Raw genomic sequence first — 25,790 nt, forward strand, 5'->3', positions numbered from 1 at the left:
GGTGGAGCAGGCAGCACTCATTGCGAACCGCCCTTGGGCCACGACAGCGAGTGCAACAGCTGCTTTTTGGCCCGGTGGCGACCTCCAGGCCTCCTTGAGGATCTCCTCGGCTTCGAACCAGTTTCGGTCCGCTCCACATGGGCCAGGGGTGTCGCCGTGACACATACGACGGGGCCGTCATCCTCACTCTCATGGACCTTGAACGTGATCCAGCGCCCCCAAGCTCACCCTCATAGACCGCTTCCACTCGCCCATGCGCTCCTTCTGGATCATGACCACCGTGCTCCGGCATTGTAGCGCAACATGCCCTGCCTCTAGGAGCTGTACCATAGCGGAGGCGCTCCTCAGCTCCTGTGCTCTCCTTGTACCGGACCTCCGTAGCCTTCAGCCCCGTTCGGCCAGGCCCCGGTGAGGCTTTTTCATGGGCTTCATCCACATAGCGGCCTGCCAGTCCAAGCCAAAAATGCGGGACTCCCATTGATGCCGAAGGGCACGCGGGGTCGAAATCTGTTCCAAGCATCACCCCGATCGCCTCAACTCCGCGTACAGGTGGCTCATGAGAACCGTCTCAACCATTCCCACGTGGCTGTAGAAGGGTCGGAGCGATCTGGCTGCCGCGGAGAACCTCTGGCCCCTCCTCGCTGGCCGCCATGATGGGAACCGCAAAACCTTGAAGCAGAGGCAGCGTGATGATGCCCGCGACGATGGCAAGCACAGCAATGATGAACGCGACGCGCCTGTACACTGCCCGTTTGCCATGTGAGGAGAGGCAACTTCTCGGGGGACTGAACAGAGCATTGTTATCATTCACTGCCATGAGCGGTCTCAGTTTCAGGTGAGCCAGCGGCAGGAGGCCGTGCGAGAACGCCTTGTTGGTACAAGCAGAAATCGTAACCCTCATTTGGTGGCCTCCCGTATGAGGTCTTTCGGTGAGTATACGTTCCCCGCTTGATTCAGGCTCTCGCCCGAAGGGGTAACTCCGCCGCTCCGAGGGGGTACAAGGTCCCAAGATGTTGGTGTCAGGTAAGCTGGAATGCGCGCTGAGTTCTCTCTCGGATCTCGTCGAGTTCATCCTGAAGGGAGTTGATCCGCCCTCCATCTCTTCGGAGGACGTGCACCCTGGCGTGATAGACAGGCGTCCATCCTCACCCCGGGTGTAGCGGGGGAGGATAATCTTCGCGCCTGCCGGGTTGTCCGGTGTTCCAGGCCGGATTCCGAGTTCCGAAGAGATGCATAGATGGATTCCCGTGTGAGAGTTAAGAGTGAGGTTGCATGCCGGGTTATCGCCTAACCGGCTTGCGACTCCGTTTGCCGGCGCTGAAGCATCAATGCAATCTCCGGCCTGTTCCCCAAGCCAGCGTGTGGCATCAGGCTTGCTGACGACATACTCGATCGCAGCCCAGGCGGGGTCCTCGAGTGACTCGTCCCTGAGCCGGGTGGAGCGCGGAATCTCTGGCAGCCATCGCGGAGGTGCTCACGAGGGATGCCGCATCGGGCGTCGAAACATGGTGCATCTTCGATAACACGGCAGCTATCGCCGCGACGGGGATGCGCTCACCATCCGAAGTCTGGTACAAGCCTGACGCTATAGGCGGGAGATGGGTGCCGCGTTCAGCTTCGACGTTGACCCCCAGTTCTCGCGGCGCAGGAAATCGTCCCGGTCCGTGTCTCGGCCGCCTTGCGCATCGAGTCCTCCGTCACCCGGATTTCCCGTTCCTGAAGGCGTCCATGGCGGCCATCCTTGTGGCACGCCCGCTGGAAATGGTGATCTTCCTCCATCCCGCCTGTCAATCGGCAACGCGACCTCAGAAGTCGCGCTCGGGCCAAGTGCGATGCGGCTTGCGGCCCTGACTGCTGATCGGTCGAGAGGGTCAGCATGAGATCGTCGCAGCGTTGGGCTGTTCCGACAAGGTGGTGCACGAGCTGAGCCTGGCCGCGGCCGCCTATCTCGCTGCCCTGCCCAAGGGGCCAAACAATCATCACCTCTCTCGCCATCCCGAGGCGGCGATGGCCCGCCGCAACTGGGTCCTGAGCGGATGGCCGCCAACGGCTACATCGAGCAGAACGAAGCGTCAGTGGCCTTTCCGTCATCCGGCCGACCCTGATCGAGCCCATCCAGGACCGGCACGGCAAAACCATCTTCCGGCACAACCGGCGGGCCAGCCCCGGCTGCTCCGCCTCCCTCCTGGCGCAGCCAGGGCGCTCCCGCTGGACACTGGGCGGTTCACGCTGCGCTCGACCTTCGTCAGCCGGCCGCTCACCATCGGCGGTGCCGCTATCGATGACTTCCGCGGCAAAAAACAGGTCCTGACGCTGCTCGAGAGCTTCCTCTGCTCGTCGAACATCGCCATGGGCCGGATGGCACTGGCCATTGGCGCACCCGGATTCCAGCCATTCCTGCGGACGCTGGGCCAGTTCGGCAGGATCCTGACTGAGCTTGCCGAGAGTTCCACGCCCAACGTGCCGTCACGGTGGAGCGACGTCACGGCCGCCTTCGGACATGGTATTGGCCGGATCAGCCCGGCGGGCTGCGCGCTTGGGCCGATCCGGATCGACGGCAAGACCGGCACCTCGGAAAAGGTCGTCAGCGACGCTACTCGAAGGAGAAGGTGATGACCTTCTTCGTCGGCGTCGCCCCATCGATGCTCCGCGCTACCTGTTCCTGACGGTCCTTGACGAGCCGCGCGGCCTGCCGGAAACCTTCGGGTTCCGCACCTCCGGGTAGAATGCAGTGCCTGTGACGCAACGTGTCATGGGTGAGGCCCTGCCCCTGCTCGGCGTCCAGCCCTGGACGGACTCCGCGCAGTGGATCTCTTACGCTCAGATGGATTCCTGACCGATGTTCGACACGTTTGCCGCCCTACTCGACTGGTTCGGGATCATGGTCTTCGCGACGACCGGAGCGCTGGTCGCCTCGCGCAAGCAAATGGACCTCGTCGGCTTCGTGCTGCTCGGCACGGCGACCGGAATCGGTGGCGGAACGATCCGCGACACGCTCATCAACGCGCTTCCGGTATTCTGGGTGCGGGAGCCGGCGTACCTAATCACCTGCGTTCTGGTCTCCTGCGCGGCATTCTTCCTCGCTCACATTCCGCAGTCGCGGCTCAAGCTCCTGCTGTGGTTCGATGCCGTCGGCATGGCCCTGTTCGCAGTGACCGGGGCCGAGCAGGCGCTGCTTGCCCAGGCGGCTCCCATTGTCGCCGTCGCGATGGGCGTGATCACAGCCACCTTCGGGGGCATCGTCAGGGATATTTTGGGTGGAGAAAGCCCGGTCATCCTCAGCCGCGAGATCTATGTGTCGGCGGCTTTGAGCGGGGCGGCGATCTTTGTCGCCATGGCGCTAGCCGGGATCGCGCGCGAGTACGCACTGGCCGGCGGCTTCCTGGTCGCCTTCGCGATCCGGGCGGCGGCCCTGCGGTGGGACTGGTCCCTGCCGCGGTATCGGCCGCGGCCCGGGCGCACGCGGGATGAGATCGATCTCCGTTGATGGGCGCGTTCGGCGGGCAACATGTGCCCTTCCTGCAACAGGACTGCATCTTGTGGCTCGAATGGACAGCAAGGGGTGCGGGTCGCATCCAGGCTTCGCAGTTCCGCCGCGAACCGGCTTAGGTTCCGAACCGCTGCAAGCGGGAGAAAGCCAGCATGCTGACCGCCGAAGGAGCAGCCGCCCCGGAAACTCCCAGGCCCCGAGAACCGCTTGCAAGTGCAACACTCTGAAAAGCGGAGCGTCCCACTCCCGCCCACGGTGTAAGTCGCCGCCAATCAAGCCGGCTGCGAGGAAGCCCTCAGGCCAATGGCGGGGGCTCGCGCGCCATCCGCGTGCGGAGCCCTTTCGGAGCCTGATCATGCCTTCCCTGTCTCATCCTCATGCGTACCGACGCCGGGCCATCCTGGTCTGCGCGCCCCTTGGCCAGCGGCACGCCCTGTAAGCCGGCGCAGACGGCAGGGACTGAGCTCCGCCTCCATCCGGCCTGCTCGCCGCTCCGGCTGCGGGTATCCGCACTCGTGAATCGCCGCGGCGTCCCATCACGGATCCGAGCCGCACATCGGGCGGGTGCGGGCGCGCGGATGTCATCCACCCATCCCGCATCAAAGTGCAAATCGCCCTGATTTGCCCCTGGGGCATCGCGCACCCTGATCGCCCGCAAGCTCAAGGGCCTTGAGGAGGCGATCTCCGTTCCCCGGGTGGAGCCTGCTCTCACCAATCAGGGCTGGCGCTTCGGCGACCATCCTGAGTCGAACCGGCATGAACCCAATGGAGCCACCTATCTGCATGAGATCTACACCAAGGCGGACCCCGCCATCAGCGGCCGTGCCATGGTGCCGGTGCTGTGGGACAAGCAACGGCAGACCATCACGAAGGTCCGCTCGTCGAGCGTTTACAGAAACTGGATTTCCTTCCGAAACGCGCCAGATTCTGACCTTTCTGATCGATCAAGGACGTATCTGATCTCCACGCTGAACCGATAGATTTACAGGCTATGTGCCACCCGTTCCGGTCCTTCGGCGCCATGCGTGTGCCGAACCGCCAGATGAAATTTTCCATAGAGAGAGTACTCCCGAGCCGTGGAGCGGCTACCGTGAAGGCGGATGCGACACCCGCGATGGAGGGAGGCTCTCCCGTGGAATGGAAGCTCCTCGCGGCAGTATCGCCAGTGATGCCTGAGCGATGGTCGTTGAGTCAGCCGGAGGAGACCTGCGAAGACCTACATGAACACCTGAGAGGATTGGTATTGTCCTGTCACCTCAAGAAGAAGCGCAGGCGCGGCGTGTGAGCCGCGCCTGCAAAGAAGCAAAACTCTGCCTGCTCAGAAGCGAACGGTGAAGTTTCCCTTGACGGCGTGGTCCTGGACGTCCTCGGCCAACTGACCGTCATAGGACACACCCATGGTCATGCTGGTGCCGATATTGATGCCGATCTCGGTCTCGATTACCAAGGAATTCTCGGCGATCGGCGCTCCCGCGACTGTGAACGGCGAGCCCGCTCCGAAGGCCAGTTGCGCGGTCGGGTCAACGTCGCCGAAGGCATGCCGCCAGCCAATCATCCCTCTCGCAGTCAGAGCCGTCGTTTCCCACGTGGCGAGGGTGGAGGCAAAGCGCAGGCCGAGTGTAGAGTAGGTCACGTCCTGGCTGGCGCCGGGTCCGGTCAGAGACGCTGCGCCGCCCTGCTCGCGGAACCGGTCACTGTCGATGTTGATATAGGCCAGCCCCGCGAAGGGCTCCAGCGAAACCGCAGCAAGGTTCAAGGTGTAGCCGAGTTCGCCGAACACTTGCCCGGTGCGTGCTCGATAGTCGGCCCGCAGCACGTCGGAGAAGCCTGGGAAGGATACCGTGCGGGTGGTGTCAAGATCGTGCCACGCATAGGCTCCGCCCAGACGCAGCGCAAAGTTGCCGAAGTTCGTGCCGCCATAGATCGCTGCATGATAGCTGTCGATCGAAGCCGAGGAGCGGCGGGCATCAAGATCGACCGTGCTCGAGCTGTAACCACCAGCCAAGCCTACACGCCACGTATCACCGACACCACCGTCAAGTCCGAGCAGGAAGCCGCCCATGGAGCGTTCCGCTTTCCCGGTGTTGGCGGTCCGCTCGGCCTCACCCCAGGATCCGAATCCCTGGCCCCAGAAGCCGAACTGCGGCGCCAGTGTGGCCGGAACTGGAATGAGGCTAGGGGCCTGCTCCACTGGCAGATCGGCAGCATAGGCGGCCGCGACGGATACCGTTCGCGTCCCTTGGACAAGGCGATCGAGGACCGCATGGCGCACCAGACGACTTTCCTCAAAAAGCGCGCCGGCGGTCGATGCGTGGATCTCGCCGGAGAGCTGGTCGAAAGCCGTGCGGGCTGTGCTCTCGTCAAGCTGGACCACCGCATCGTAGACCGGGTTTCCAAAACCCAAGCTCTCCGCTGCGCCCGCCGCGGCTACCTGGTTGCGCGTCCGCGCGACATCTGCGAAAGAGATATTGTTGCGCGACATTGTCAGTTGAACGGCGTCGGCGCTGTAGCTCAGCGTCGGATCAAGGAACACCAGGTTTGAAGTCACCCCGGCGAACCGGCCGCTCACACCGTCTGCTGCGGTCAGGATGGTGTAGGTCGTCATGGGCGCATAGTTGCCCTGCGCTGCCAACACCTGCACCGTGCCGCCATTGAGGACTGCCGGTCCGCCTGTTACAATCCGATCGTTCTCACCAGCCGCGTTGACATGGACCTGATAGATCGAGCGTGACTGGAAAGTGACAGGCCCGGCTGCCCGCAGGACACCGATTGCGTCACCTGCCGGGGCAACGACGCCGTTCGCTTGAGCGATGATGCTGCCGACAGTGCCGTTGCCGCCGAGAGTGCCGCCCGCGTCAACCGTGAGGGCGGAGTTGGCCAGCGAGCCGTTCACGGACAATGTGCCGGCATCGACGAGCGTGGAGCCGGCAAATGAGCTGTCGCCGGTCAAGGTGAGTTGACCGGTGCCGCTCTTGACGAAGGCACCAGTACCTGAGAGGTCACCGCCGAAGGTCGTGTCGGTGCCCTGGTTGACTGTCAGGGTGCCGCCTCCCAACGCGACGGTGCCGCCGGTGCCAGACAGGCTTGCGACCGTCTGATCACGATTGCCGAGGTCGAAGGTGCCGGCATCCGCAACGAGATCCGTGCTGGGATCGAGAGTCGTGGCGAGATCCACCGTGCCTCCCCGGATCACCGTCGCGCCCGTATAGGTGTAGTTGCCGCTCAAGGTGAGCACGCCAGGGCCATACTTGACGAGCGATCCTGTGCCGGAGAGCGCACCCGTGTAGTCGTAATCGGCCGGCTGGTTGAAGATGAGCGTGCCGTTGTTGGCGACTGCGCCCGTCAGGTCACCAGCGGTGGTGCCATCACCCACTTGGAGCGTCCCTGCCGGGGTGATCGACACGTCGCTGACAAGCGAGCCCGTGAGCAGGATGCCGCCCTGTGCAATTGTCGTGTTTCCAGCGTAGGTGTTGTTCCCGGACAGCGTCAGCGTTCCGGCACCGGTCTTGGTCAGGCCGCCCGGTCCCGCAATGCTCTGAGAGATCGTTGTGGAGTTCGCCTGCGTGTCAATCGTCCCGCCACCTGCATTGAGTGTGATGGGTCGACTAGACGCTATCTCGAAACTGGATCCGAGCTGCAGAGTACCACCATCGAAGGTCAACCCTGCGGACGGATCGCCCAGATTTGCGTCGGAGACAACGTTGACTGCTCCACCATTGAGATTGAGGCCACCCGTGTTCGTGTTGTTGCCGGTGATGAAGAGAGTGCCATCGCCGGTCTTGGTGAGAGTACCGCGCCCGTCGATCTCGTTGGTCAGTGTCACGTCGCCATTGCTGGTGTCGATCGTGCCTCCAGGGCTCGTGATACTGACATACTGGTTGATCGTGGTATCCGTCGCAGGCTTCAGTGTGCCGCCATCAAAGATGACCGGATCCGATGTCGCCTCAGGATCAGCCTGAGTCACTGTCTCTCCGGCGTCAATGCGCGGCGAGCCCGGAGCCGCAAGATCGGCCCGGATCAACGTGACCGTGCTCGAGAGGATCGCATCGTTGATCGGAGCCCATGCCTGTGAGGGATTCGCGATCGGTATATAGGTAAACGTGTATTTGCCTGGGGCGAGATTCGTGAACGCAGCTCCCTGCCACGTGAGCACGGTGCGGCCGTCGACGTTGGTGGGATACAGAGCGTCCAGGCCGTCGGCGGAATAGAAATTGGTATCCCCGTCCTTCAGTCCACCAGGCTTGGTCGTGGTGTATTGCGTCCATGGAGAATCAATCGGGATTCCGCCAGGGCCGACAAGGCGGAAAGAGCCCTCCGGGGCGGATGCCTCACTCGGGTCATGGTACGTCCCATACCAGAACGTCAGGGCGTTCGCAGCGACTGTCTCGTAGCCGATCGAGGTAGTGTGAGCGTGCGCTGCCGTTAGATGGGCAACAGTGAGGGCAGCGACAAAGCTGGCCCTGTAAACAGTATGGTTCATGGGAAGTTTCCGCAGGGAAATGAATCTCGCACAAAGCGACGCAAAAGGGCCGCCACAAGGAATTCTGGCCTACTGCGAATTCGGTATGAACGTCTTTCAGGAAATTCGGGAACGTTCAGAAATCTACTGAACGCGATCGTTGCGCCAGTGGCTTACCGGCTTCATGTTGCATGTGGGCCACAGAGGCCGTCATGAGCTTGTTCTGCAGTCGGCTGTCCGTTTGGACTTGCCAGCGTGTGCAATATGGCGTTCACCGACTGCCCTAACGGCTCGCAAATGCGCCACACGCGAGATACGAGCGATCAACCGCGTCGGATCTGTGAGGGGTTCACACGGCGGTACTTACGCATCGCCTCGCTGAGATGGCTCTGGCTTGAGAAGCCGGTGCGATACGCAACCTCGGAAATTCTCATGTCGCTTTCCATCAGCAGCCGCTCCGCTGAGGCAAGTCGCAAGTTGATCAAGTACTGGTGAGGCGGCAGCCCGAAAGTTTTCGTGAAAGCGGTAATGAAATATCCGACCGACAGATCGCAGACCGCAGCCAAATCAGCCACCGCGAGCTTTCTGGCATAATTCTCATGCAGGTATTCCTTCACCTTCTTTGCTTTACCGGCCGAGAGGCCTCCCAGCGTCTTCGAAGGCTTGGTACGCCCCGCATAGTTGCGCAGGAGATGGATGCCGAACTGCGTGACCAATGAATCGATATAGAGTTCATTGGCCCGCTCCGCCCGCGCCAGCTCCGATTTCAACATTCTGCCCAGGTATAGCGCAGTCGGGTCGATCCTGCCGAAAGCGATCGGATGCAAGTCCACCGCACCTTGATCGAACTCGTGCGCGGCGAGATCCAGCAGACTGGCTGGCGTCAGACCAACAACGACATTCTCGCGGCGCGAGGACCAAGCCGTTCGACTTTCCGTCAGCGCAGGGCTGATAACGAGCATCCCCGTTGGCGCATCGAACTGATGCAATCGATCGCTTTCAAAGGCTGCGCTCATTCCTGGACAGGGAGACAGCACGATGGCTGCGCAGTGTTCTTTGGTCAGAAAGGTCTGCTCTCCAGGCGATCGAAGGGAGTAAAGTGCGCTGCCGCGGAACGTTGCGGCACGCGGACCTGCGCCTGGAGGAATGGCGTCAACCAAATTATGGATATTGTTGCGGCAGAACGAGTGGTTTTCTCCGATCATTGTAGGATCTGTTCCCCGCGACATCCAAGCTCCCCGCAAGATTGTTGAGGACGAGGCTCAGGCGCCCCGCATTCATACCCGATCTTGGTACCGATTTAGGAGAATAGACCTGGAAGATACCGTTTTAAATCTCTCCTCCTGCGCCCCATGCATGCACGGGGATCATGGACTCGAGCCCCGACCAATTCACGACCGCGGATTTTGTATGGCAATTACCGGGTCCGCTATAGGTCAAGCTCTGCCGTTAAGCGTGGGCGTGGCGACGTCCGCTCCCTGCCGTCCTCCTGAGGATCAATTTCAGGCTTTGGATGCCGCGATGATTTCCGATTCCTTGCGGAAGTTGCAGATCGAGCCTACAAGGATATTAACTTTTCTTACCCGATCCGATCTTGCTCCCATGCCCTCGAAATCGATCATCACGGCCTCGCTAACCCCGGAGCTCACAGCCATGATTGCCGCGAAGGTGGCCTCGGGACGATACCGCAGCGCCAGCGAGGTGGTGCGCGCGGCCCTGCGGCTCCTGGACGATCACGAGCGTCGGAGTGACCACAGGGGCGGAACACCTGCCGTAAGGTCACGCAATGCCGCGTAACCCCCCCACGGAGCAAAAACGAGCCGGGAACACCCCCTTTGGGGCGACCCGCGAGCAGAGCTTCGAAATCCTGGAGAGCGTTGCCGACGCCTTCTTTGCCATCGATCGCCACTGGTGCTTCACCTACGTCAACCGCGCAGCGGCAGAACGCTGGGGCCGCAACCGCGAGAATCTAATCGGCAAGCATTTCCTGGAGGAGTTCCCGGCGGCAGTTGGATCGGAACCCTATGAGGCGTTCTTGACGGCAATGCAGGAGCGTCAAGCCGCACGCCTGGAAGTGGTGTCTCCGGTTCTGCATCAGTGGGTGGAGCTGAGCATCTCCCCAACCCGCGATGGCGGGCTGTCCGTTTACTTCCGCGACATCAGTGCACGCAAGCGCGTGGAGGAGGTCGAGGGATGGCTTGCAGCCATCATCGAATCGTCGGACGACGCCATCGTCAGCAAGAACCTTGAGAGCATCGTCACAAGCTGGAACGCAGGAGCGGAACGGCTCTTCGGCTACAGGGCCGAGGAGATCATTGGCAGGCCAATAACAATCCTGTTTCCCGAAGACCGGCAGGACGAGGAGGAGAGGATCCTCGCACGTATTCGCCGGGGGGAGCGCGTCGAGCACTTTGAGAGCACCCGCCAGCGCAAGGACGGCAGCTTGATCGAGGTCTCGCTGACGATTTCCCCGATCAAGGATACCCAAGGCAGGATTGTCGGCGCATCGAAGATTGCTCGCGATATCACCAGGCACAAGGAGGCCGAGCGCCTGCAACGTCTTCTGGTGCATGAGCTGAACCATCGGGTGAAGAACATCCTCGCGACGGTGCAGGCGATCGCGCAGCAGACCCTCAGCTCTCGGCAATCGGACGACGCGGTACGTGAAACATTTGAGGCGCGCCTGCTCGCCCTGTCCAAGGCGCACGACCTGCTCACACGCGAAAACTGGGACGGGGCCAGCCTATCGCAGGTCGTTGCTGAGGCCCTTTCGCCCTACCAGCGTGACCGCTTCGAGACCGGCGGGCCGGATGTGCGCTTGACCCCGAAGATGGCCTTGGCACTGGCCTTGGCGCTGCACGAGCTGGCGACCAACGCCGCGAAATATGGCGCGCTTTCGGTTCCGGCAGGCCGGATTGCGATCATGTGGCGGGTTCAGCCCAATGATCCGCCGCATCTGATCCTTCGCTGGCAGGAGCGTGGTGGACCACCGGTTTCATCACCTGAACGGAAGGGCTTCGGTTCACGCCTGATCGAGCGCAGTCTGGCGCTGGAACTCGCGGGCGACGTCAAAATCACCTATGACCCCGCTGGGGTCGTGTGTGAGCTGAAGGCGCCCTTGGTGGACGAGCGGGACGATCATGTGGGCAAGGCTGCGTAACCCGGCGCAGGACTGCCATTTGCAGCGGGTCCCTCGGCATTGATCGAGTGCAATTCTGGTGGCGCAAGATTATCGCTGCTATAGGCTTATCCGTCCCGTCCCGTCCCGGCTCCGCCTCTGGCGGAGTTCCTTCCTTTGGACAGCATCTTCGAGGAGCTTAAGCTGTGCCCCATGAGCTGACCCGCATTGAGACGGGTGTCGAAGGACTTGATGCGGTGCTGCGCGGCGGCCTGGTCGCCGGCTCGTCCTACATCATCCAGGGACACCCGGGCGCCGGTAAGACCATCCTGTCTAACCAGATCGCCTTCCACCACGCCGCCTCCGGTCAGCACGTCCTTTACGTGACCCTCCTCGCCGAGTCCCACGAGCGCCTGTTCGAGAATCTCTCGACCCTGGCGTTCTTCGATCCCTCCAAGCTCGGTAATGGTATCAATTATGTGAGTGCCTTCTCGACCCTGCGCGATGAGGGGCTCACTGCTGTCGTCAAGCTCCTGCGCCAGGAGATCGGGCGCACGAAGTCGACCCTGCTCATCCTCGACGGCCTCCTCAATGCCCGCGAGAAGGCCGAGAGCAACCTGGATGTGAAGACCTTCATCGCCGAGTTGCAGGGTCATGCCGCCTTTGCCGGCTGCACCGTGCTCTTCCTCACCAGTTCCCGCTTGGATGAGTCCAGCCCCGAGCACACGATGGTCGACGGCGTGATCCAGCTCAAGGACGAAGTCTTCGGTGTGCGATCGGCGCGGCGCCTCCAGGTGCGCAAGTCCCGGGGCGTGAAGGCCATGCACGGCTACCATCTGTTCGAGATCCTGGATCGGGGCGTGGTGGTCTACCCTCGGCTCGAGGCCGTTCTCGGGCAGCCTTCAATGGTGGACAGCCCCACCACGGCCCGGACCACGTCAGGCGTGGCCGATCTGGACGGGATGATGGGTGGCGGCCTGCAACAGGGCTCCGGCACGCTCATCATTGGCGCCTCCGGCACGGGCAAGACCACCCTGGGGCTGCACTTCCTCGCCCAGTCCACCCCTGAAGAGCCGGCCCTTCATTTCGGGTTCTACGAAACACCGGAGCGCCTGAAGCTCAAGGCGCGCTCCCTCGGGCTGGACCTCGACCCGCTGCTGGCCTCTGGAGCCCTGGAGATCCTGTGGCAGCCCTCGACGGAAAACCTGCTGGATGGGCTTGCGCACAAGCTCCTTGAGGCGGTGCATCGCCGTGGGGTGAAGCGGTTGTTCATCGACGGGTTTGGCGGCTTCGAGCGATCTGCGCTGGAGCCTTCCCGCATGGTCGAGTTCTTTACCGCACTCACGAACGAGTTGCGGGCCTTGAACGTCACGACCCTTGGCACCTGGGAGCTGACAGATCTCTTCAGCCGCCAGATCATGGCTCCGATGCCTGAGATCTCCAGCGTGATCGACAACCTGGTCACCCTGCGCTTTGTCGACCAGTACTCGCAGCTTCGCCGATTGCTGTCGATCCTGAAGGTGCGGGACAGTGCCTTCGATCCTTCGTTCCGGGAGCTGGCCATCAGCGGACAGGGCATCAGCCTTCCGGAGACGTTCGGGGGCTCAGAGCATGCGCTGGAAGGTACGCCCCGGCTGGACGGCCGGACCCGTTCTTGAGACGGCACGTTGTCTGAGCGGGAGCAGGGCCGGGGAATGACGACGATCCTAGTTGTAGATGACGAGTTTCTGATCACGGACATTCTCGTTGATGCCCTGGAGGAGGAAGGCTTCCGGGTGCTGACCGCCTCGAACGGCCGCAAGGCCCTGGAGGTGCTGCACAAGGAGGTGCCGGCGCTGGTGGTGACCGACTTCATGATGCCGCTGATGAACGGGCTGGAGCTGGCGCAGGCGATCAAGGCCAATCCGGATTGGGTCCAGATCCCGATTATCCTGGTGAGCGGGGCACAGGGAGCGATTGCCCGTGCCCATCCGGATCTGTTTGCGGCCGTCTACGACAAGCCGTTCAGGATCGAGAAAGTCGTTGCGGCGGTGGTAGAGACGGTTGGTGCCCGGAGAGGATCATAAATCCTGTGCATCGGCTGCGGCGCAGTACCAGAAATCCAGCCAGAGGCCAAGCCGCTGGAGCAAATGTGGGCACCGCATGAGGCACCGAAATTCGCGTCCTATCTGGAATGCCCGGATCCATGGGGATCACTGCCTTCGAGCTTGGGCCCCAGGCGCGCCAGTCCGTGATCATTCGTCCGTGGCGGCCGTCGCGTGCTACATCGTCAAGGGCTTACATCAGGAATATCGGGTAGGGCTGTTCATAGAACCGGTGGCGCGTAGACACGGGACATGAGATCGCCGAACCCATGTTGCGGAACATGCCCGGAGAGCCACCAGACGGAGCCGCCTGACGGCTAGAACGCATTCTCAGGCTTCATGGCTGCCGGGTCATTCCTGGTACCGATCCGGCAGGCAAGGGAGAGCCTCGCCTCCTCCTGAAACCATGAAGCGGCACCGGCAAGGCCACAGAACCGACTCCCATGGATTGTATTTGTCGGCTCGACCATCAACCGATATAATCCACGCGACTATACGCCATCCCATGAAGAGGGTTCTTCTTGTCCGGCAAAGCCCTGAGTCTCGTTAACCTGCCCCTGCCCGATACCGACCTCCCACTGCATGAGCGTCTGGCCGACGCCATCGAGACCGCCATCCTGCGCGGCAACATCAAGCCGGGCCAGCGGCTCCCGACCCATCGCGAGATCTCCAGGAGCTTCGATGTCGCCATCGGCACGGTCACAAAGGCGATCGACTCCCTGAGCCGTCGCGGCATCGTCCGCGGCGAGGTCGGCCGCGGTACCTTCGTGCAGGACACGAGGCCGTTCCGGGAGGCCAGAGTCATCGACCTAAGCGTCAACGGCCCGCCGCAGGTGGTGAAACCCGAAATCATGGCGGCGGCGGCGGAGCGGGCAGCCCGCTATGTCGCGGGGCTGCCGAATGGCGGCTATGCCAGCCTGACCGGGCCGGCCGACCAGCGCGCGACGCTCGCCGAATGGCTGGGCCGGGGGAGGCTCGAAGGCCTCGCGCCCGACGACCTTATCCTGTGCGTCGGCGCGCAACAGGGCATTTCCCTCTGCCTAGCCGACCTCGCCGATCTCTCGCCCGCAGTCGCGACAGAAGGGGCGACGTTCAACGGCGTCATGACGGCCGCCGCGGTCCTCGGCATGACGGTGCTTCCCGTTCGGTACGACGACGAGGGCATGCTCCCCGACGACCTCGACCGCGTGCTCGGGCAGGGCAAGTGCCGGATCGTCTACACCACGCCCGTGTGCCAGAATCCCCTCGGCTTCGAGACCGGCCTCCAACGCCGGAAGGACATCCTGGCGGTGTGCCGGAAGCACGAGGCCTTCATCGTCGAGGACGACATCTACGGCTTCTATGGCACGAAAGGCGCCCCGACCTACAAGGCCCTCGCCCCCGAGACGGTTTACTATGTCACCAGTCTCTCCAAGATCCTGTCGCCCGTCCTGCGCGCGGGTATCCTCGTTCCGCCCAAGGACCGACGGAAACGCGTCGCCATGCGGCTGCGCGCGGATGTTTGGGGGGCTTCGTCGCTCGCACTCGGCACCGGATGCGCGCTGATCGAGATGGGCGCCGACGTCTCGGCGGCCGAGTTCCTGAAGGCGGAGGCACGGGAGAGGCTCAAGCTCGCAGCCGACATCATCGACCTCCCGCCCCTGCCCATGCCCGAGGGAGCGCCCCATGTCTGGCTGCCGATGCCGATGCTGGAAGCCGAAAAGCTCGCGCGCCGGGCCACCGAGCACCACGTCCGCCTCACTCCGCCGGACTCGATGGTGGTGGAAGGGTCCGGGGTCGGCGGCATCCGTCTGTGCGTCCTGGCGCCGCTCGGACGGACCGACCTTGAACGCGCACTGCGGACGATCGCTAGCCTCATCGCCAATCCTGAGGAGGCCGTGGTCTGACGGCCATCCGATCGCGGCATTGACATGCCCGAGCGCGCCGAAATTGCCGAAGCCGCTTCCCCATTGCCGGACCCATTCTTCCATGTCGTCGAGAGTGCCAAAGGGATCGGTGCTGCTCGCAACGACCAGGGACGGGGAACGAAGCGCACCCGCGGGCTGTTCGTCGAAGCCGATCGCCTCGGAGGGCAAGCGCTTTCCCGTCGGATCGGGGATCGAGACGAGAAAGGCACCCCGCACGGGCAAGGTGCTCCGCGCAGCCCACAGCGCGCCTCCTAGGCATGAGAGAGTGCGGGCCAGGGTCAAAGGCGGCTCGTTCGATTCCTCCACCGCCTGCTCGAGGGCCGCCATCCAGTTCCCGATCTCGGGATGATCCCAGTCGTCCGGCCTAAAGCGGCGCAGGGTGGGGTTCCGCCTCTCCCAACGGGTCTGCCAATGCTCCTCGCCGGTTCCGTTGATCCCAGGCAGGATGATCCCGTCCCTCATGCCCGGCTCCATGAGCTGGAAAGGCTCGACCGGCCGCCTCGGCGGGTCTAGGCGAGGCGGTCGCTTTCTTAGGTAAGCAATATTGACTTAGTTTGCCCACTGGTTTGTATTGTTTATATCAAGAGAGGACGATACAAATGCTGGATATGTCGCCGACCGCCTCGTTGCTGGCCCAGCGATCGTCGCGAATGACTGCGTCCGAAATCCGCGAGCTGCTGAAGCTCCTGGACCGCCCGGGGCTGATCTCATTCGCCGGAGGCATCCCAAACCCGGCGCTCTTCGACATGGAAGCCTTCCAGCAGGCCTATGCCCGCGCCCTGGGGCAGGCCAAGGGAGGCCGTTCCTCCCTCCAGTACTCGACCAGCGAAGGCTACCTGCCTCTGCGCCAGTGGATTGCCGAGCACATGGCCACCAAGGGCGTGCGCTGCGAACCGGATAACATCCTGATCACCTGCGGATCGCAGCAGGGCCTCGACTTCGTCGGCAAGCTCCTGCTCGATCCGGGTGACACCGTGGTGACGGCGGCTCCCACCTATCTCGGCGCGCTTCAGGCGTTCAACGCCTACGAGCCGCGCTACGATACTCTCAGCGGCAACGGCACTGCGAACCTCCTGCGCACGAGTGCGGAGGTCCACGGAAGCCGCGTGAAGTTGATCTACCTGGTGCCTGATTTCGCCAACCCGTCGGGAGCGACGCTCGACCTCGCTTCCCGCGAGCGTGCCCTCGACATCGCCGGGGAACTCGGCTGCCTTATCGTCGAGGATGCCGCATACACGGCCCTGCGCTACGACGGCGAGGACCTGCCGCCGATCGCGGCCCTCGATCAGAAACGGCGCGGCTCCATCGAGAAGAGCCTCACGCTCTATTGCGGCACCTTCTCCAAGACCCTGTCGCCGGGCCTGCGCGTCGGCTGGGTGTGCGGACCGAAACCCCTCCTGTACCGGCTGACGCTCGCCAAGCAGGCGGCGGACCTGCACAGCTCCACCATCAACCAGGTCGCCATGCACGAGGTCGCACTGGCCCGTTTCGATGATCAGGTCGCGGCGGCCCGCACGTGCTATCGGGAGCGGCGCGATGTCATGCTCGCGTCCCTCGAGCGTCACGCGCCGGACGGCATGGTATGGACGAGGCCGGAAGGTGGCCTCTTCGTCTGGGTCACCCTGCCCGAGGGCATCGACGGGCGTCGCCTGCTCGAGCGCGCGGTCGACGAACAGAACGTCGCCTTCGTTCCCGGGCAGGCCTTCTTCCCGGATCGATCCGGGGCGAATACCCTGCGGCTGAGCTTCTCCCTGCCCGATCCGCAGACGATCGAGGAAGGTATCGCCCGCCTCTGCACGGTGATCAGGTCAAGTCTCCCGACGAGGCGATGAAACGGGAACCCGACAGGTTCCCTCGGCATGGAGCGTACGGTGTCGATCCAGCGTCGGACCGTCCTTTGCATCGGCTTCGGCCAGCTCATCTGCTGGGGGATTTCCTATTACCTGATCGGTGCCTTCGGCGAGATGATCGTCGCCGATCTCGGATGGAGCCGTACGCTCGTCTACGGCGGCTTCTCCGCCGCCCTGGTGGTGATGGGCCTCTCGTCTCCGCTCGTCGGCCGCCTCATCGACGAGCACGGCGGACGCACCGTGATGGCGGCGGGCTCCGCGCTGACGGCGCTCGGGTGCGTCGGGCTGGCGCTGTCCCATGGAGTATGGAGCTACTACGCCTCTTGGGTCTGCCTCGGGCTTGCGATGCGCCTGACCCTGTACGAGGCGGCCTTCGCCGCGCTGGCGCGGCTCGGCGGCCCCGAGGCCCGGCGCCCGATGTCCCAGATCACGCTGTTTGGCGGCCTGTCGTCGAGCGTGTTCTGGCCGATCGGGTTCTTCCTCGCCGGCCTGTTCACCTGGCGCGGCGCCCTCATCGCCTATGCCGGGTTCGCGCTTCTTACGGTTCCCCTCTACCTTGCCATTCCGAGCGACCGCTACTCCGGCGCCGCGGGAAAGCCCATCCCCGGGGCATCATCCGGGCAGTCACCCGCCCGGGACCGCATAGTCACCGCCTTTCTGTTCTGCCTCGTCGTGGTGATGACGAACGTGCTCAGCTCCGCGATGTCGGCGCACATGATCGGCATCCTCGAGGGACTGGGGGTCGCGGCCGCGACGGCGGTCGGCATCGGTACCCTGCGGGGCATCGGCCAGTTCTGCGCACGTCTCGGTGAGGTGCTCTTCGGCGCCCGCCTGCACCCGCTAAACCTCTACCTGATCGCGGTGGCGCTGCTGCCGATTTCTTTCGCCGTCGGCGCGATGACGCCAGAGATTCTCGCTGCCGCCTTCGTGTTCGCCCTCCTGTTCGGTGCCGGAAACGGGCTCGTCACCATCGGCCAGGGAACCGTGCCGCTCGTCCTGTTCGATCCGGCAACCTACGGCGCCTACGTCGGCAAGCTCTTGCTGCCGGGCTTCCTCTTCTCCGCCGCCTCGCCCCTTCTGTTCGCCTTCGTCGTCGAACGGTTCGGCGAGCGGACAGCGATCGGAGTCTGCTGCGGCATGGCCCTTGTCGCGCTGGGTGCCGTCGCACTCCTGAGACGGAGGAACGGTGCGAAACACGACACCGCACGAACAGAAACATGAGGAGTTCCGAGATGCACCGAACAAGCCCCGCATCAGCGCTCGCGGTAGCGGCAGCCTTCGCGACCATGCCGATCCCGAAGGCATCGGCGGAGACTTTCAGGGCGGGACTTCAGGCCTTCACGGCTGCTGCCCCCTCGTCGGCCCGCAATCTCTCCGGATACGTCTGGTACCCCACGAGGTCAGAGGAGCCGGCGTCCTTGATCGAGGACGATGCGGTGATGGTAGGCTTTCCGTCCGTTCGCGACGCACAGGCAGCCTACGGCCGCCTGCCGCTCGTCGTGCTCTCCCATGGCTGGCAGGGCAACCGGACGAACCAGGCGTGGTTGGCGGTGAAACTCGCGGCCCGAGGCGCGGTTGTTGCCGCGATCGATCATCCGGGGACCACCACCAGGGACTGGAAATCCCCTGAAACCCCGAAGCTGTGGGAGCGGGCGCGCGACGTCAGCCGCGTCATCGATGGGATCATGGCCGACCTGCGCTTCAAGGGGGCTATCGACCGCTACCGGATCGCGGTCATCGGCCACTCCATGGGCGGCTACACCGCCATGTCCGTGGTGGGAGCGCGCCTCGACATGGGCCTTGCCACGAAGGACTGTCGAGAGCATCCGCAACTCGCCGTGTGCACCTGGTACCGGGACAACGGCATCCATGACATCGGCCAGGACCCTGCCCGATCGGCACCGTACGGGCAGGATCTTCGCGATCCGCGCGTGGCGGCCGCCATTGCGCTCGACCCTGCGTTCACCGGAGCCATGACGAAGGAAAGCCTGGATTCAGTCGACATCCCGGTCCTGGTCGTCGGGGTCGCAGGCCGGAACCCGGCGATGGATATCGGCCGCGAGGCGCGGCGCCTCGCATCCCGCCTGCCCCCGGCATCCACCAGATACGTCGAGATCGCGGACGCCAGCCACTTCAGCTTCCTGGGCGAGTGCACGCCTGAAGGCTACGCCATCCTCAAGGCGCATCAGCCCGGTGACGAGATCCTGTGCATCGACGGCGATCCCGTCGGGGGCGGCAACAGGGGACGGGACCGGGCGAGCCTCCACGCGGCAATGCTGGAGGAGATCGACGCGTTCCTTGTCGAATCCGCCATTCTCGACGCGCCCCATCCCTCCCGGTGATCGACATGGACGCGACAACCCCCCTCGTCCTCGCGGTCTTCCTGCTCGCCGGCGTGACCAAGGGCGTGATCGGCATGGGACTGCCGACCATCGCCATGGGGCTGCTGGTCCTCGTCATGCCGCCCGTGGAGGCCGCGGCGATCCTCCTCGTGCCCTCGCTGGTCACGAACGTCTGGCAGCTCCTCGCCGGACCCGACGTACGGAGCCTCCTCCGGCGTCTGTGGAGCATGATGGCGGCGGTGACCGTCGGAACGTTCGTCGGGATCCGATTGCTCGTTGCGGACGACTCCGGCGTCGCCAACATGGCGCTCGGTGTGGCGCTCGCCGCCTACGGGATTCTCGGCTTGCTCGGACGGACCTTCCAGGTGAAGGAGCGGCACGAGGCCTGGGCTTCGCCCCTCGTGGGCTTCGCAACCGGAATCACCACTGGGGCCACCGGAGTCTTCGTCATCCCAGCCGTCCCGTACCTGCAATCGCTCGGTCTCGCTAAGAACCACCTGATCCAGGCCCTCGGTCTCTCCTTCACGGTCTCGACCCTCGCCCTGGGGGCTGCTTTGTACGGGCATGGAGAGGTCCGGCTGACCTTCGCGACCCCTGCGATCCTCGCGCTGCTGGCATCTCTCGTCGGCATGCATGTCGGGCGATTCGTCCGGGACCGGCTGGAGCCCGACACGTTCCGGAAGGTCTTCTTCGCGTGTCTCCTGCTGCTCGGCCTGTACTCGGCCTTCGCGGCGCTCGCATAGTATTCGCGCGCTCTGACCCTCGACCGAGAACGCGCAGCCACGCTTTACAGGATACGCCGAACTCTTCCCCAATAGCCTTTCGGATATGCCGGAGCGTCGCCTCCTCGAACGGCTCGGGCCAAGGTATGCAGAGGTCTGACGCCATGGCTCGCACCCGGATGAACTCGTCGATCGGGTACTTCACCCGGTCGGCATTCGCCCCGAAGGGAAGAGATGCGCGGGCAACGTCCCATAGAGACCGTCTCGGTCGATGAGAACGCGGACCGTGTCCCGTGATCGGCCATGGAACGGGGTACCATTCGGGATGACGAGGTCACACCGGATCCAGTCGGCGCTGGTGGCATTGATCAGGATGCCGCCAGCCCGCCTCTGGTTCCGGAAGACGATCGGCGTGACGTTCTCGAGGGTCGTGCGCCACGCAGGGCAGACGTCCCGCACGGGCCGCGCTTAGAGTGGACGTGATCCCAAGAGGACCGTCGGGACGTGATGGGGCATCATGCGCAGCGTGCGTGGAGCGATGCCGGTTCTGCATGTCCTGCTCCCTTGCCATGCCCGGTGCCGATGTTCTCGCTCCTCCGCTCCCACGGGTTCACGCCCTCCGCGAGCCAGGAAAGCGTCTGTTTCCAGAAGCCGTCCGCGTGCCTCGCATGAAAGAGGCCAAAGTGGCCGATGGATTCGTGACCGAGATCCTCGGGAGCGAGATGGACGAACGTCCGTTCCGCGGACGTGTAATAGGACAGCCCCCGCTTGACGGCCACCGGAGGCGCGTACTCATCGTCCGACAGGGTGACGGCAAGGATCGGCGCGTTCACGGCGGCGAAGCGGCGGAGCACGGCATCCCGCCGCTCGGGCGGGTGGCTGAGCTCCATTCTCGCCCTCCGGAACGACCATTCGTTGGCCACGCCCGCAGGCATGTCCTCGAGCCAGCCGAGGCGGCGGCCGGGAAAGTAGCCGTACAGCGCGGTGACCACCGGCATGAAGAGGTGCCACCTCAGGAACAACGGGACGCGTTTGTGCGCGACGTAGTCCCCCCACCAGGCATACTGCGCTCCCACCGTCAGCATGCGGTCGACCAGGGTCGCGCTCTCCGCCAGTCCCGGCAGGAAGCCGCCGAAGCTGTGACCCACCACCAGCAAGGAGCCGTCCGGGTCATGCATCTTCGCGAACCGCACAGCGGCGTCGAAATCTAGCTCGCCCCAGTCGCTCCAGCGGAAGCCGCACCCGCGCAGCCGCTCCGGCCGCGAGAGGCCGATGCCGCGGTAGTCATAGGTGAGTGTGTCGAAGCCGTTCTCCGTCAGGAAGCGGGCATAGTAGTGATAGTACTTCGCGAGCACCGCCGTGGCCGGGTTGACGATCACGGTGCCCATGCTCGCGCCGCTGCTGCGCCAGAGATGGCCGCGCAGCTTGTAGCCGTCTGCACAGGCGATCTCGACCTCTTCCTGTTCCCGCATTCCTCCCTCCTAGTGTCGACAGTAGATGAAGGTGCCGCGGTCGCGAATCCAGCTCGCCGCGTGGACCATCGCTGCTTCCGCCGTGCGGGCGAGCGCGCTGCCCATGCTGATGCGTGCGACGCCGACCGAGGCCAGATCCACGACCGACAGCGGCGGCGCATCGAGGCCCATGAGCACGTTCACGGGCTTGTCCACCGCCTCGCACACGGCTTTGATGGAGCGCCAGTCCGGCAGGCCCGGGGCATACAGTACGTCGGCGCCGGCCGCCGCGAAGGCCCTCAGCCGCGCGATGGTGTCGTCGAGGTCGGGTCGGCCATGCAGGAAGTTCTCGGCTCGCGCGGTGAGGACGAAGTCGCGCCCGCTGCCGTGCGCTTCCTCCGCCGCGGCGCGCACGCGCTCGACCGCAAGCTCGAACGGATAGATCGGATCGTCCGGACGGCCGGTCGCATCCTCGATGGAGCCGCCCGCGAGGCCGACATCGATGGCGTAGTGAATGGTCTCGGCACAGCCCGCGGGATCATCGGCGAAACAGTTCTCAAGGTCGGCCGACACGGGCAGACGCGTCGCGCGCGCGATTGCGTAGGCGTTGGCCAGGGTCTTGTCACGACCGACGGCTCCCACCCCATCCTCTGCACCCAGCGAAAGTGCGAGGCCGGCGCTTGTGGTCCCCAGGGCCTCGAACCCGAGTGACGTGAGCCGCCGGGCCGAGCCGACGTCCCACGCATTCGCCATAACGAAGGCCCGTCTCTCCTCGTGCATCCTGCGGAACAGAGCCGCCTTCTCGGTTTGCGTCGTCATCATCCGATCCTTTCAGTAGGGAGAGCCGTCCTTGCGGCGGAACGCCCAGCCCTGCGGGCCGAGCTCGCCGACGAGGTCGTCGGCCGGGTAGCTGACTTCGTCGCCCTTCGTGCGGTCCCCGACCTCGAGGTAGGTGACGGGGGCCTCGGAGCGGTTCTCGAGATGATGGCTGATACCGCCCGCCTTGAATCCGGCGCACATGCTGGGGCCCAGAACCGTCTCCGTGTTCCCGGCGACCAGGACGGCCTCACCCTCGAGGACGTAGACGAACTCGTCCTGGCGGCTGTGACGGTGCTGGAGGGCGGAAACCGCGCCAGGCTCCAGCGTCGTCAGGTTCACGCCGAAGTTCGAGAGGCCGAAGAGGTCGCCCAGGGGGCGCTTGGTCCGACCTCTCATCCGCGAGGCGAACGGCTCCGGGTAGTTTGTCGGCTTGGTCCGCGCAGGGGCTTCGGTTGCGCGGATGGCGATTGGCGATTGCATGCGGGTCTTCCTCTTCGTCGTATGCGCCGGACAGGCGTTCAGCCGGTGCCGCACTCGGCCGGCGCGTGTTCCGCCAGGTGCCAGAGAACGCCAGATGGGTCGAAGATGTGGGCCACCTTGGCTCCCCATGGCTCGAGGCGTGGAGGCCTGGGCCGACGGACGCCATAGCGGGTCGGGAATTCGGCCGCATCGATGCGGTGCCACCAGGCATCGACGTCCGACACGTGGAGGTACATCATGAAGTTCGATGCCCAATCCTCAACGTAGAAATTCTGGAGAATGAACGAGAACTCCTTGAGCCGCACATCGGCGAGATCGGATGTGATCGGCCGGATCTCGAAGCCGAGTTCCCGGTAGAAGTCCTGGCTTGCCCTGAAGTCCTTCGCAGGGACGAAGGTCCTCATTGAGACGACCGTTGCAGCAAGGGTTCCGGACATTGACGTCTTCCCATCCGTTGGATTCTCGCGGTCCATGGTTCACAAGCCCCCCGAAACCCGCAGCACGGCTCCGGTCACGTAGGAGGCCTCCGGCGACAGGAGCCACAGGACGGCCTTGGCGATCTCGTCCGCCTGCCCGATCCGGCCCATGGGTACGCGCGAGACCACGCGGGCCGGGCGGTCCGGCTCCCCCGCGGCGGCATGAATGTCGGTGTACACCGTGCCCGGAGCGACCGCGTTGATGCGGATGCCGGAGGCGGCGACTTCCTTCGCCAGGCCGGTGGTAAAGGCCTCCACGGCGGCCTTGCTCGCGGCATAGTGGACGTACTCGTTCGGGGCCCCGAGAGTCGCGGCGATGGACGAGATGTTGACCATGCATCCCGGCGTTCCGGCATCGCCCCAGCGGCGGATGGCTTCCTGCGCCAGCATCATCGTGCCGAGGACGTTGGTGTCCAGCGTTCGGCGGAGCGTCGGCAGTTCCACATGACGGAAGGGACCGATCCGGCCCGTAATGCCGGCATTGTTCACGAGCGCGGTCACGGGGCCGAAGGTCAACTCCGCCGTATCGAACGAGGCCTTGGGAAACGAGGGATCGGCGACATCGCCGCGGATACCGTGAACCTTGTGCCCTGCCCCTTCCAGTTCGGCCACGAGCCTCCCGGCAGCCTCCTCGTCGCGTAGGTAGCTGAAGCAGACGGCATAGTCCCTAGAGACTGCGGCGCGAACGACCGCCGCCCCGATCCCCCGACCGCCGCCGGTCAGCAACAGGACGCCTTTCATGCGAGCTCTCTCCTGCATTCGAGGCAGTAAGTACATCATAGATACATATACAATACAATCCCGAAGACTGCTGGCCTATTTGTCGGAGAGCACCCCACCCCAATCAGAGCCCGCGTTGACGCCGCAGCCGTTGAGGATGAAAGCCGCTCACATCGAGTGCTCCACGTTGGAGGGTCTCGCAGGACAATACGGGATGCAGAAAGACTTCGAGGACGCGCCTGGGAATGGCAGCCTGCACGTTATGTACTTGAGCCCGGACCCCACGGATGTGGCCCGGTACGTCAGCCCTCATTGCGGCACCGGGCGGATGGACGATTGCCAATTGCTGCGCAGGGCCTTCAACGACGCATACCGGGTGCGGGCGGAGAACGGCGCACAGTCGATCCTGCGCTTGAGCGGCAGGCGCAGCGCGGATCCAGGCCGGACGCATACGCCCAAGGGAGCCGGAACAAGAACTGCTCTCAAACACACGCCAAGCTCGAACAGGGATGAGACGTCTCCAACGCCCCGTTGTCCTCGCCCCCAGATGGGATGCCAGCGAAGAATGTTGCCCCGCAGCGGTCAGCAGAACACTGCCTGTCGGGAACACCCGTCGGCTCCGAACCCATGCGCCGAGCTAAGGCTTAACTCCCGTTACCCTGCTCGGCCGGGACCGAATGGTCCAGTCACCGTTCTCGGCGGCGACGACAATCGCCAGGCGGTTCGTGTCCGCAGCCCAACCGGGAATCCGTACGGTCGTCTGCACGGATCCGTCCGATGATGTTCTTGCGCTCTGGAGAACCTCGTAAGCGGTCTGGAGCCGACCTGCTCCGACGACAACCGGGGTGTCCGGCGGCAAGCCTTGAGCCGAGACACCAGCGCCTCACCGGGCGCGGCCTCTGTCGGCGACACCGACAAAGTGCCCTGCACCGGGCCGGCGCCCGAGTTGCGCACACTCTGCTCGAATCTCTCCAGCCGCTGACGGAGACCTTTGATCGCCTGGCTCATGATGGAGCCGGGCATGATGGCGTAGATGGCGAGGGCGCGCAGCGCCATCTGGACGGATCCAACACGCCTATATCGAGATCCAGCTCCAGAAGGAGCCGGAATTAGTCCACCAGGAACGGGATCACGCAGTTCCTCCCTTCCGCTCCGACCTTCACGACCTAACGGGCATCGCCCGGCCCGCTGTTGCGGTCATCGGGCGCCCCACTCCCATTGCGATGTCTCACCAGGCGCGCGCCGAACATGTCGAGGTCGAACGGGCAGCGGTCGTCGCCGCTCTCGTGCCGCACCAGCGCGTGCAGCTTGCCGAGCATGCGCTGCACGAGCGTCGGGTATGGCGCGGGTGGTCGGGATGGGCGAGGTTCGCCAGCTCGCCGGGATCGCTCTGAGGACGACAATGGCTGTAGTTGAGGTCGACGTATTCCTTGTAATGCCGCACGCCGGGCGGCTGAAGGGCGTAGTCGTCCTCAAGTTACGAACCTTCGTGTCCGGCAGGAAGACTACCCTAACCCATCACCAACAGGCCGACCAACACCACCAGGGTCAACCCCAGGGCTCCACTGGGCCACAGCCCCCAGGTGCGGCTGTAGGGCCACACGGGAACGGTGGCGATGATGAAGAGGACGACAAGGGCGATCAGGATGGCGCTGAGTGACATGGTGACGGTTGGCCCGGGACGGGATCGATCCGACTATTGCCGCGGCCATGTCGGCCGCTCGCTGCTTTGACGCCCAAGCGTTGGACTTGGTTCCGTTTTCCGGCTGGGAACTCCGGCTCGCCTCCAGCGACCGCTCCCCGCATCTACCTCCTTCGGGCAGGGTTGCATGTGGGCTCGCCCGCGGCCACCTGCGGGGTCAAGGCCCATGC

The 25,790-nt window shown here is 64.1% G+C and carries 23 protein-coding genes, 1 pseudogene and 1 riboswitch; of the genes and pseudogenes, 12 read left to right on the top strand and 12 right to left on the bottom strand.

Translation table 11 applies throughout. From position 1 onward, the window contains the following. Positions 1 to 568 precede the first annotated feature (568 nt). The gene (locus tag GR328_RS12355; protein ID WP_160884827.1) at positions 569 to 817 is read right to left on the bottom strand and encodes a hypothetical protein; all 249 of its coding nucleotides are present in this window, start codon (positions 815 to 817) and stop codon (positions 569 to 571) included. A gap of 1,076 nt (positions 818 to 1,893) precedes the next feature. Between GR328_RS12355 and GR328_RS26850 the strand changes: the two genes are divergently transcribed. From GR328_RS26850 to GR328_RS28555, 3 genes are all read left to right on the top strand, one after another. After that, positions 1,894 to 2,613: a hypothetical protein gene (locus tag GR328_RS26850; protein WP_205789936.1), complete on the top strand. Its 720-nt coding sequence runs from the start codon at positions 1,894 to 1,896 to the stop codon at positions 2,611 to 2,613. A gap of 226 nt (positions 2,614 to 2,839) precedes the next feature. After that, positions 2,840 to 3,487: a trimeric intracellular cation channel family protein gene (locus tag GR328_RS12370; protein ID WP_160884829.1), complete on the top strand. Its 648-nt coding sequence runs from the start codon at positions 2,840 to 2,842 to the stop codon at positions 3,485 to 3,487. A 130-nt stretch (positions 3,488 to 3,617) separates the two neighbouring features. Next, a riboswitch (glycine riboswitch) is annotated at positions 3,618 to 3,706 on the top strand. A 479-nt stretch (positions 3,707 to 4,185) separates the two neighbouring features. Continuing rightward, the gene (locus GR328_RS28555; RefSeq protein WP_425487033.1) at positions 4,186 to 4,470 is read left to right on the top strand and encodes a hypothetical protein; all 285 of its coding nucleotides are present in this window, start codon (positions 4,186 to 4,188) and stop codon (positions 4,468 to 4,470) included. 338 nt (positions 4,471 to 4,808) lie between these two features. Here GR328_RS28555 and GR328_RS12380 read toward each other — a convergent pair whose 3' ends face one another. Further along, a complete protein-coding gene (locus GR328_RS12380; RefSeq protein ID WP_160884830.1) occupies positions 4,809 to 7,970 on the bottom strand; it encodes an autotransporter outer membrane beta-barrel domain-containing protein in 3,162 nt (1,053 codons plus the stop codon). 302 nt (positions 7,971 to 8,272) lie between these two features. Then, positions 8,273 to 9,154 (bottom strand): helix-turn-helix domain-containing protein, encoded by an 882-nt coding sequence (locus GR328_RS12385; RefSeq protein WP_160884831.1) that lies wholly within the window; start codon positions 9,152 to 9,154, stop codon positions 8,273 to 8,275. A gap of 397 nt (positions 9,155 to 9,551) precedes the next feature. Here GR328_RS12385 and GR328_RS12390 point away from each other — a divergent pair, with 397 nt between their 5' ends. From GR328_RS12390 to GR328_RS12410, 5 genes are all read left to right on the top strand, one after another. Then, positions 9,552 to 9,746, top strand: coding sequence for a type II toxin-antitoxin system ParD family antitoxin (locus GR328_RS12390; RefSeq protein ID WP_160884832.1), 195 nt, complete (start codon positions 9,552 to 9,554; stop codon positions 9,744 to 9,746). Then, the gene (locus GR328_RS12395; RefSeq protein ID WP_160884833.1) at positions 9,736 to 11,109 is read left to right on the top strand and encodes a PAS domain S-box protein; all 1,374 of its coding nucleotides are present in this window, start codon (positions 9,736 to 9,738) and stop codon (positions 11,107 to 11,109) included. The genes GR328_RS12390 and GR328_RS12395 overlap by 11 nt, the downstream gene beginning before the upstream one ends. Positions 11,110 to 11,273: 164 nt before the next feature. After that, positions 11,274 to 12,725 carry a DUF7125 family protein gene (locus tag GR328_RS12400; RefSeq protein ID WP_160884834.1) on the top strand — a complete coding sequence of 484 codons (1,452 nt, stop codon included), beginning with the start codon at positions 11,274 to 11,276 and terminating at the stop codon, positions 12,723 to 12,725. A gap of 36 nt (positions 12,726 to 12,761) precedes the next feature. Next, positions 12,762 to 13,133 (top strand): response regulator, encoded by a 372-nt coding sequence (locus GR328_RS12405; protein WP_160884835.1) that lies wholly within the window; start codon positions 12,762 to 12,764, stop codon positions 13,131 to 13,133. 539 nt (positions 13,134 to 13,672) lie between these two features. Then, positions 13,673 to 15,037, top strand: a complete 1,365-nt coding sequence (locus GR328_RS12410; protein WP_160884836.1) for an aminotransferase-like domain-containing protein — start codon at positions 13,673 to 13,675, stop codon at positions 15,035 to 15,037. A gap of 15 nt (positions 15,038 to 15,052) precedes the next feature. Here GR328_RS12410 and GR328_RS12415 read toward each other — a convergent pair. Next, positions 15,053 to 15,532 (bottom strand): annotated as a pseudogene (locus GR328_RS12415) (RBBP9/YdeN family alpha/beta hydrolase); the annotation flags it as partial. 176 nt (positions 15,533 to 15,708) lie between these two features. Here GR328_RS12415 and GR328_RS12420 point away from each other — a divergent pair. The 4 genes from GR328_RS12420 to GR328_RS12435 are packed head-to-tail and all read left to right on the top strand — an operon-like array spanning position 15,709 to position 19,993. Next, a complete protein-coding gene (locus GR328_RS12420) occupies positions 15,709 to 16,890 on the top strand; it encodes an aminotransferase-like domain-containing protein (RefSeq protein ID WP_246215836.1) in 1,182 nt (393 codons plus the stop codon). Between the two features lie 39 nt (positions 16,891 to 16,929). After that, positions 16,930 to 18,129 (top strand): MFS transporter, encoded by a 1,200-nt coding sequence (locus GR328_RS12425; RefSeq protein WP_343039369.1) that lies wholly within the window; start codon positions 16,930 to 16,932, stop codon positions 18,127 to 18,129. An 11-nt stretch (positions 18,130 to 18,140) separates the two neighbouring features. Then, a complete protein-coding gene (locus GR328_RS12430; protein ID WP_160884838.1) occupies positions 18,141 to 19,250 on the top strand; it encodes an alpha/beta hydrolase family protein in 1,110 nt (369 codons plus the stop codon). 5 nt (positions 19,251 to 19,255) lie between these two features. Continuing rightward, the gene (locus tag GR328_RS12435) at positions 19,256 to 19,993 is read left to right on the top strand and encodes a sulfite exporter TauE/SafE family protein (protein WP_160884839.1); all 738 of its coding nucleotides are present in this window, start codon (positions 19,256 to 19,258) and stop codon (positions 19,991 to 19,993) included. A gap of 180 nt (positions 19,994 to 20,173) precedes the next feature. On the opposite strand, the gene GR328_RS12440 is transcribed toward GR328_RS12435, so the two are convergent. The 8 genes from GR328_RS12440 to GR328_RS12475 all read right to left on the bottom strand — a co-directional run bounded on the left by GR328_RS12440 (position 20,174) and on the right by GR328_RS12475 (position 25,581). Continuing rightward, entirely contained in the window at positions 20,174 to 20,431 is a 258-nt protein-coding gene (locus GR328_RS12440) for a hypothetical protein (protein ID WP_160884840.1), read from the bottom strand. 56 nt (positions 20,432 to 20,487) lie between these two features. Further along, positions 20,488 to 21,444, bottom strand: coding sequence for an alpha/beta hydrolase family protein (locus GR328_RS12445; RefSeq protein WP_160884841.1), 957 nt, complete (start codon positions 21,442 to 21,444; stop codon positions 20,488 to 20,490). A 9-nt stretch (positions 21,445 to 21,453) separates the two neighbouring features. Then, positions 21,454 to 22,242 carry an isocitrate lyase/PEP mutase family protein gene (locus GR328_RS12450; protein ID WP_160884842.1) on the bottom strand — a complete coding sequence of 263 codons (789 nt, stop codon included), beginning with the start codon at positions 22,240 to 22,242 and terminating at the stop codon, positions 21,454 to 21,456. A gap of 12 nt (positions 22,243 to 22,254) precedes the next feature. Then, entirely contained in the window at positions 22,255 to 22,722 is a 468-nt protein-coding gene (locus GR328_RS12455) for a cupin domain-containing protein (protein ID WP_160884843.1), read from the bottom strand. A gap of 38 nt (positions 22,723 to 22,760) precedes the next feature. Next, complete coding sequence (locus GR328_RS12460) at positions 22,761 to 23,159, bottom strand: VOC family protein (protein ID WP_160884844.1); 399 nt, start codon at positions 23,157 to 23,159, stop codon at positions 22,761 to 22,763. A gap of 39 nt (positions 23,160 to 23,198) precedes the next feature. Further along, positions 23,199 to 23,939, bottom strand: coding sequence for an SDR family oxidoreductase (locus GR328_RS12465; protein WP_160884845.1), 741 nt, complete (start codon positions 23,937 to 23,939; stop codon positions 23,199 to 23,201). A gap of 1,145 nt (positions 23,940 to 25,084) precedes the next feature. Beyond that, a complete protein-coding gene (locus GR328_RS12470; protein ID WP_160884846.1) occupies positions 25,085 to 25,237 on the bottom strand; it encodes a hypothetical protein in 153 nt (50 codons plus the stop codon). A gap of 191 nt (positions 25,238 to 25,428) precedes the next feature. Beyond that, a complete protein-coding gene (locus GR328_RS12475) occupies positions 25,429 to 25,581 on the bottom strand; it encodes a DUF3309 family protein (RefSeq protein WP_160884847.1) in 153 nt (50 codons plus the stop codon). Between the last annotated feature and the right edge of the window lie 209 nt (positions 25,582 to 25,790).

The sequence above is a fragment of the Microvirga makkahensis genome (assembly GCF_009830105.1).
Classification (GTDB): Bacteria; Pseudomonadota; Alphaproteobacteria; order Rhizobiales; family Beijerinckiaceae; genus Microvirga; species Microvirga makkahensis.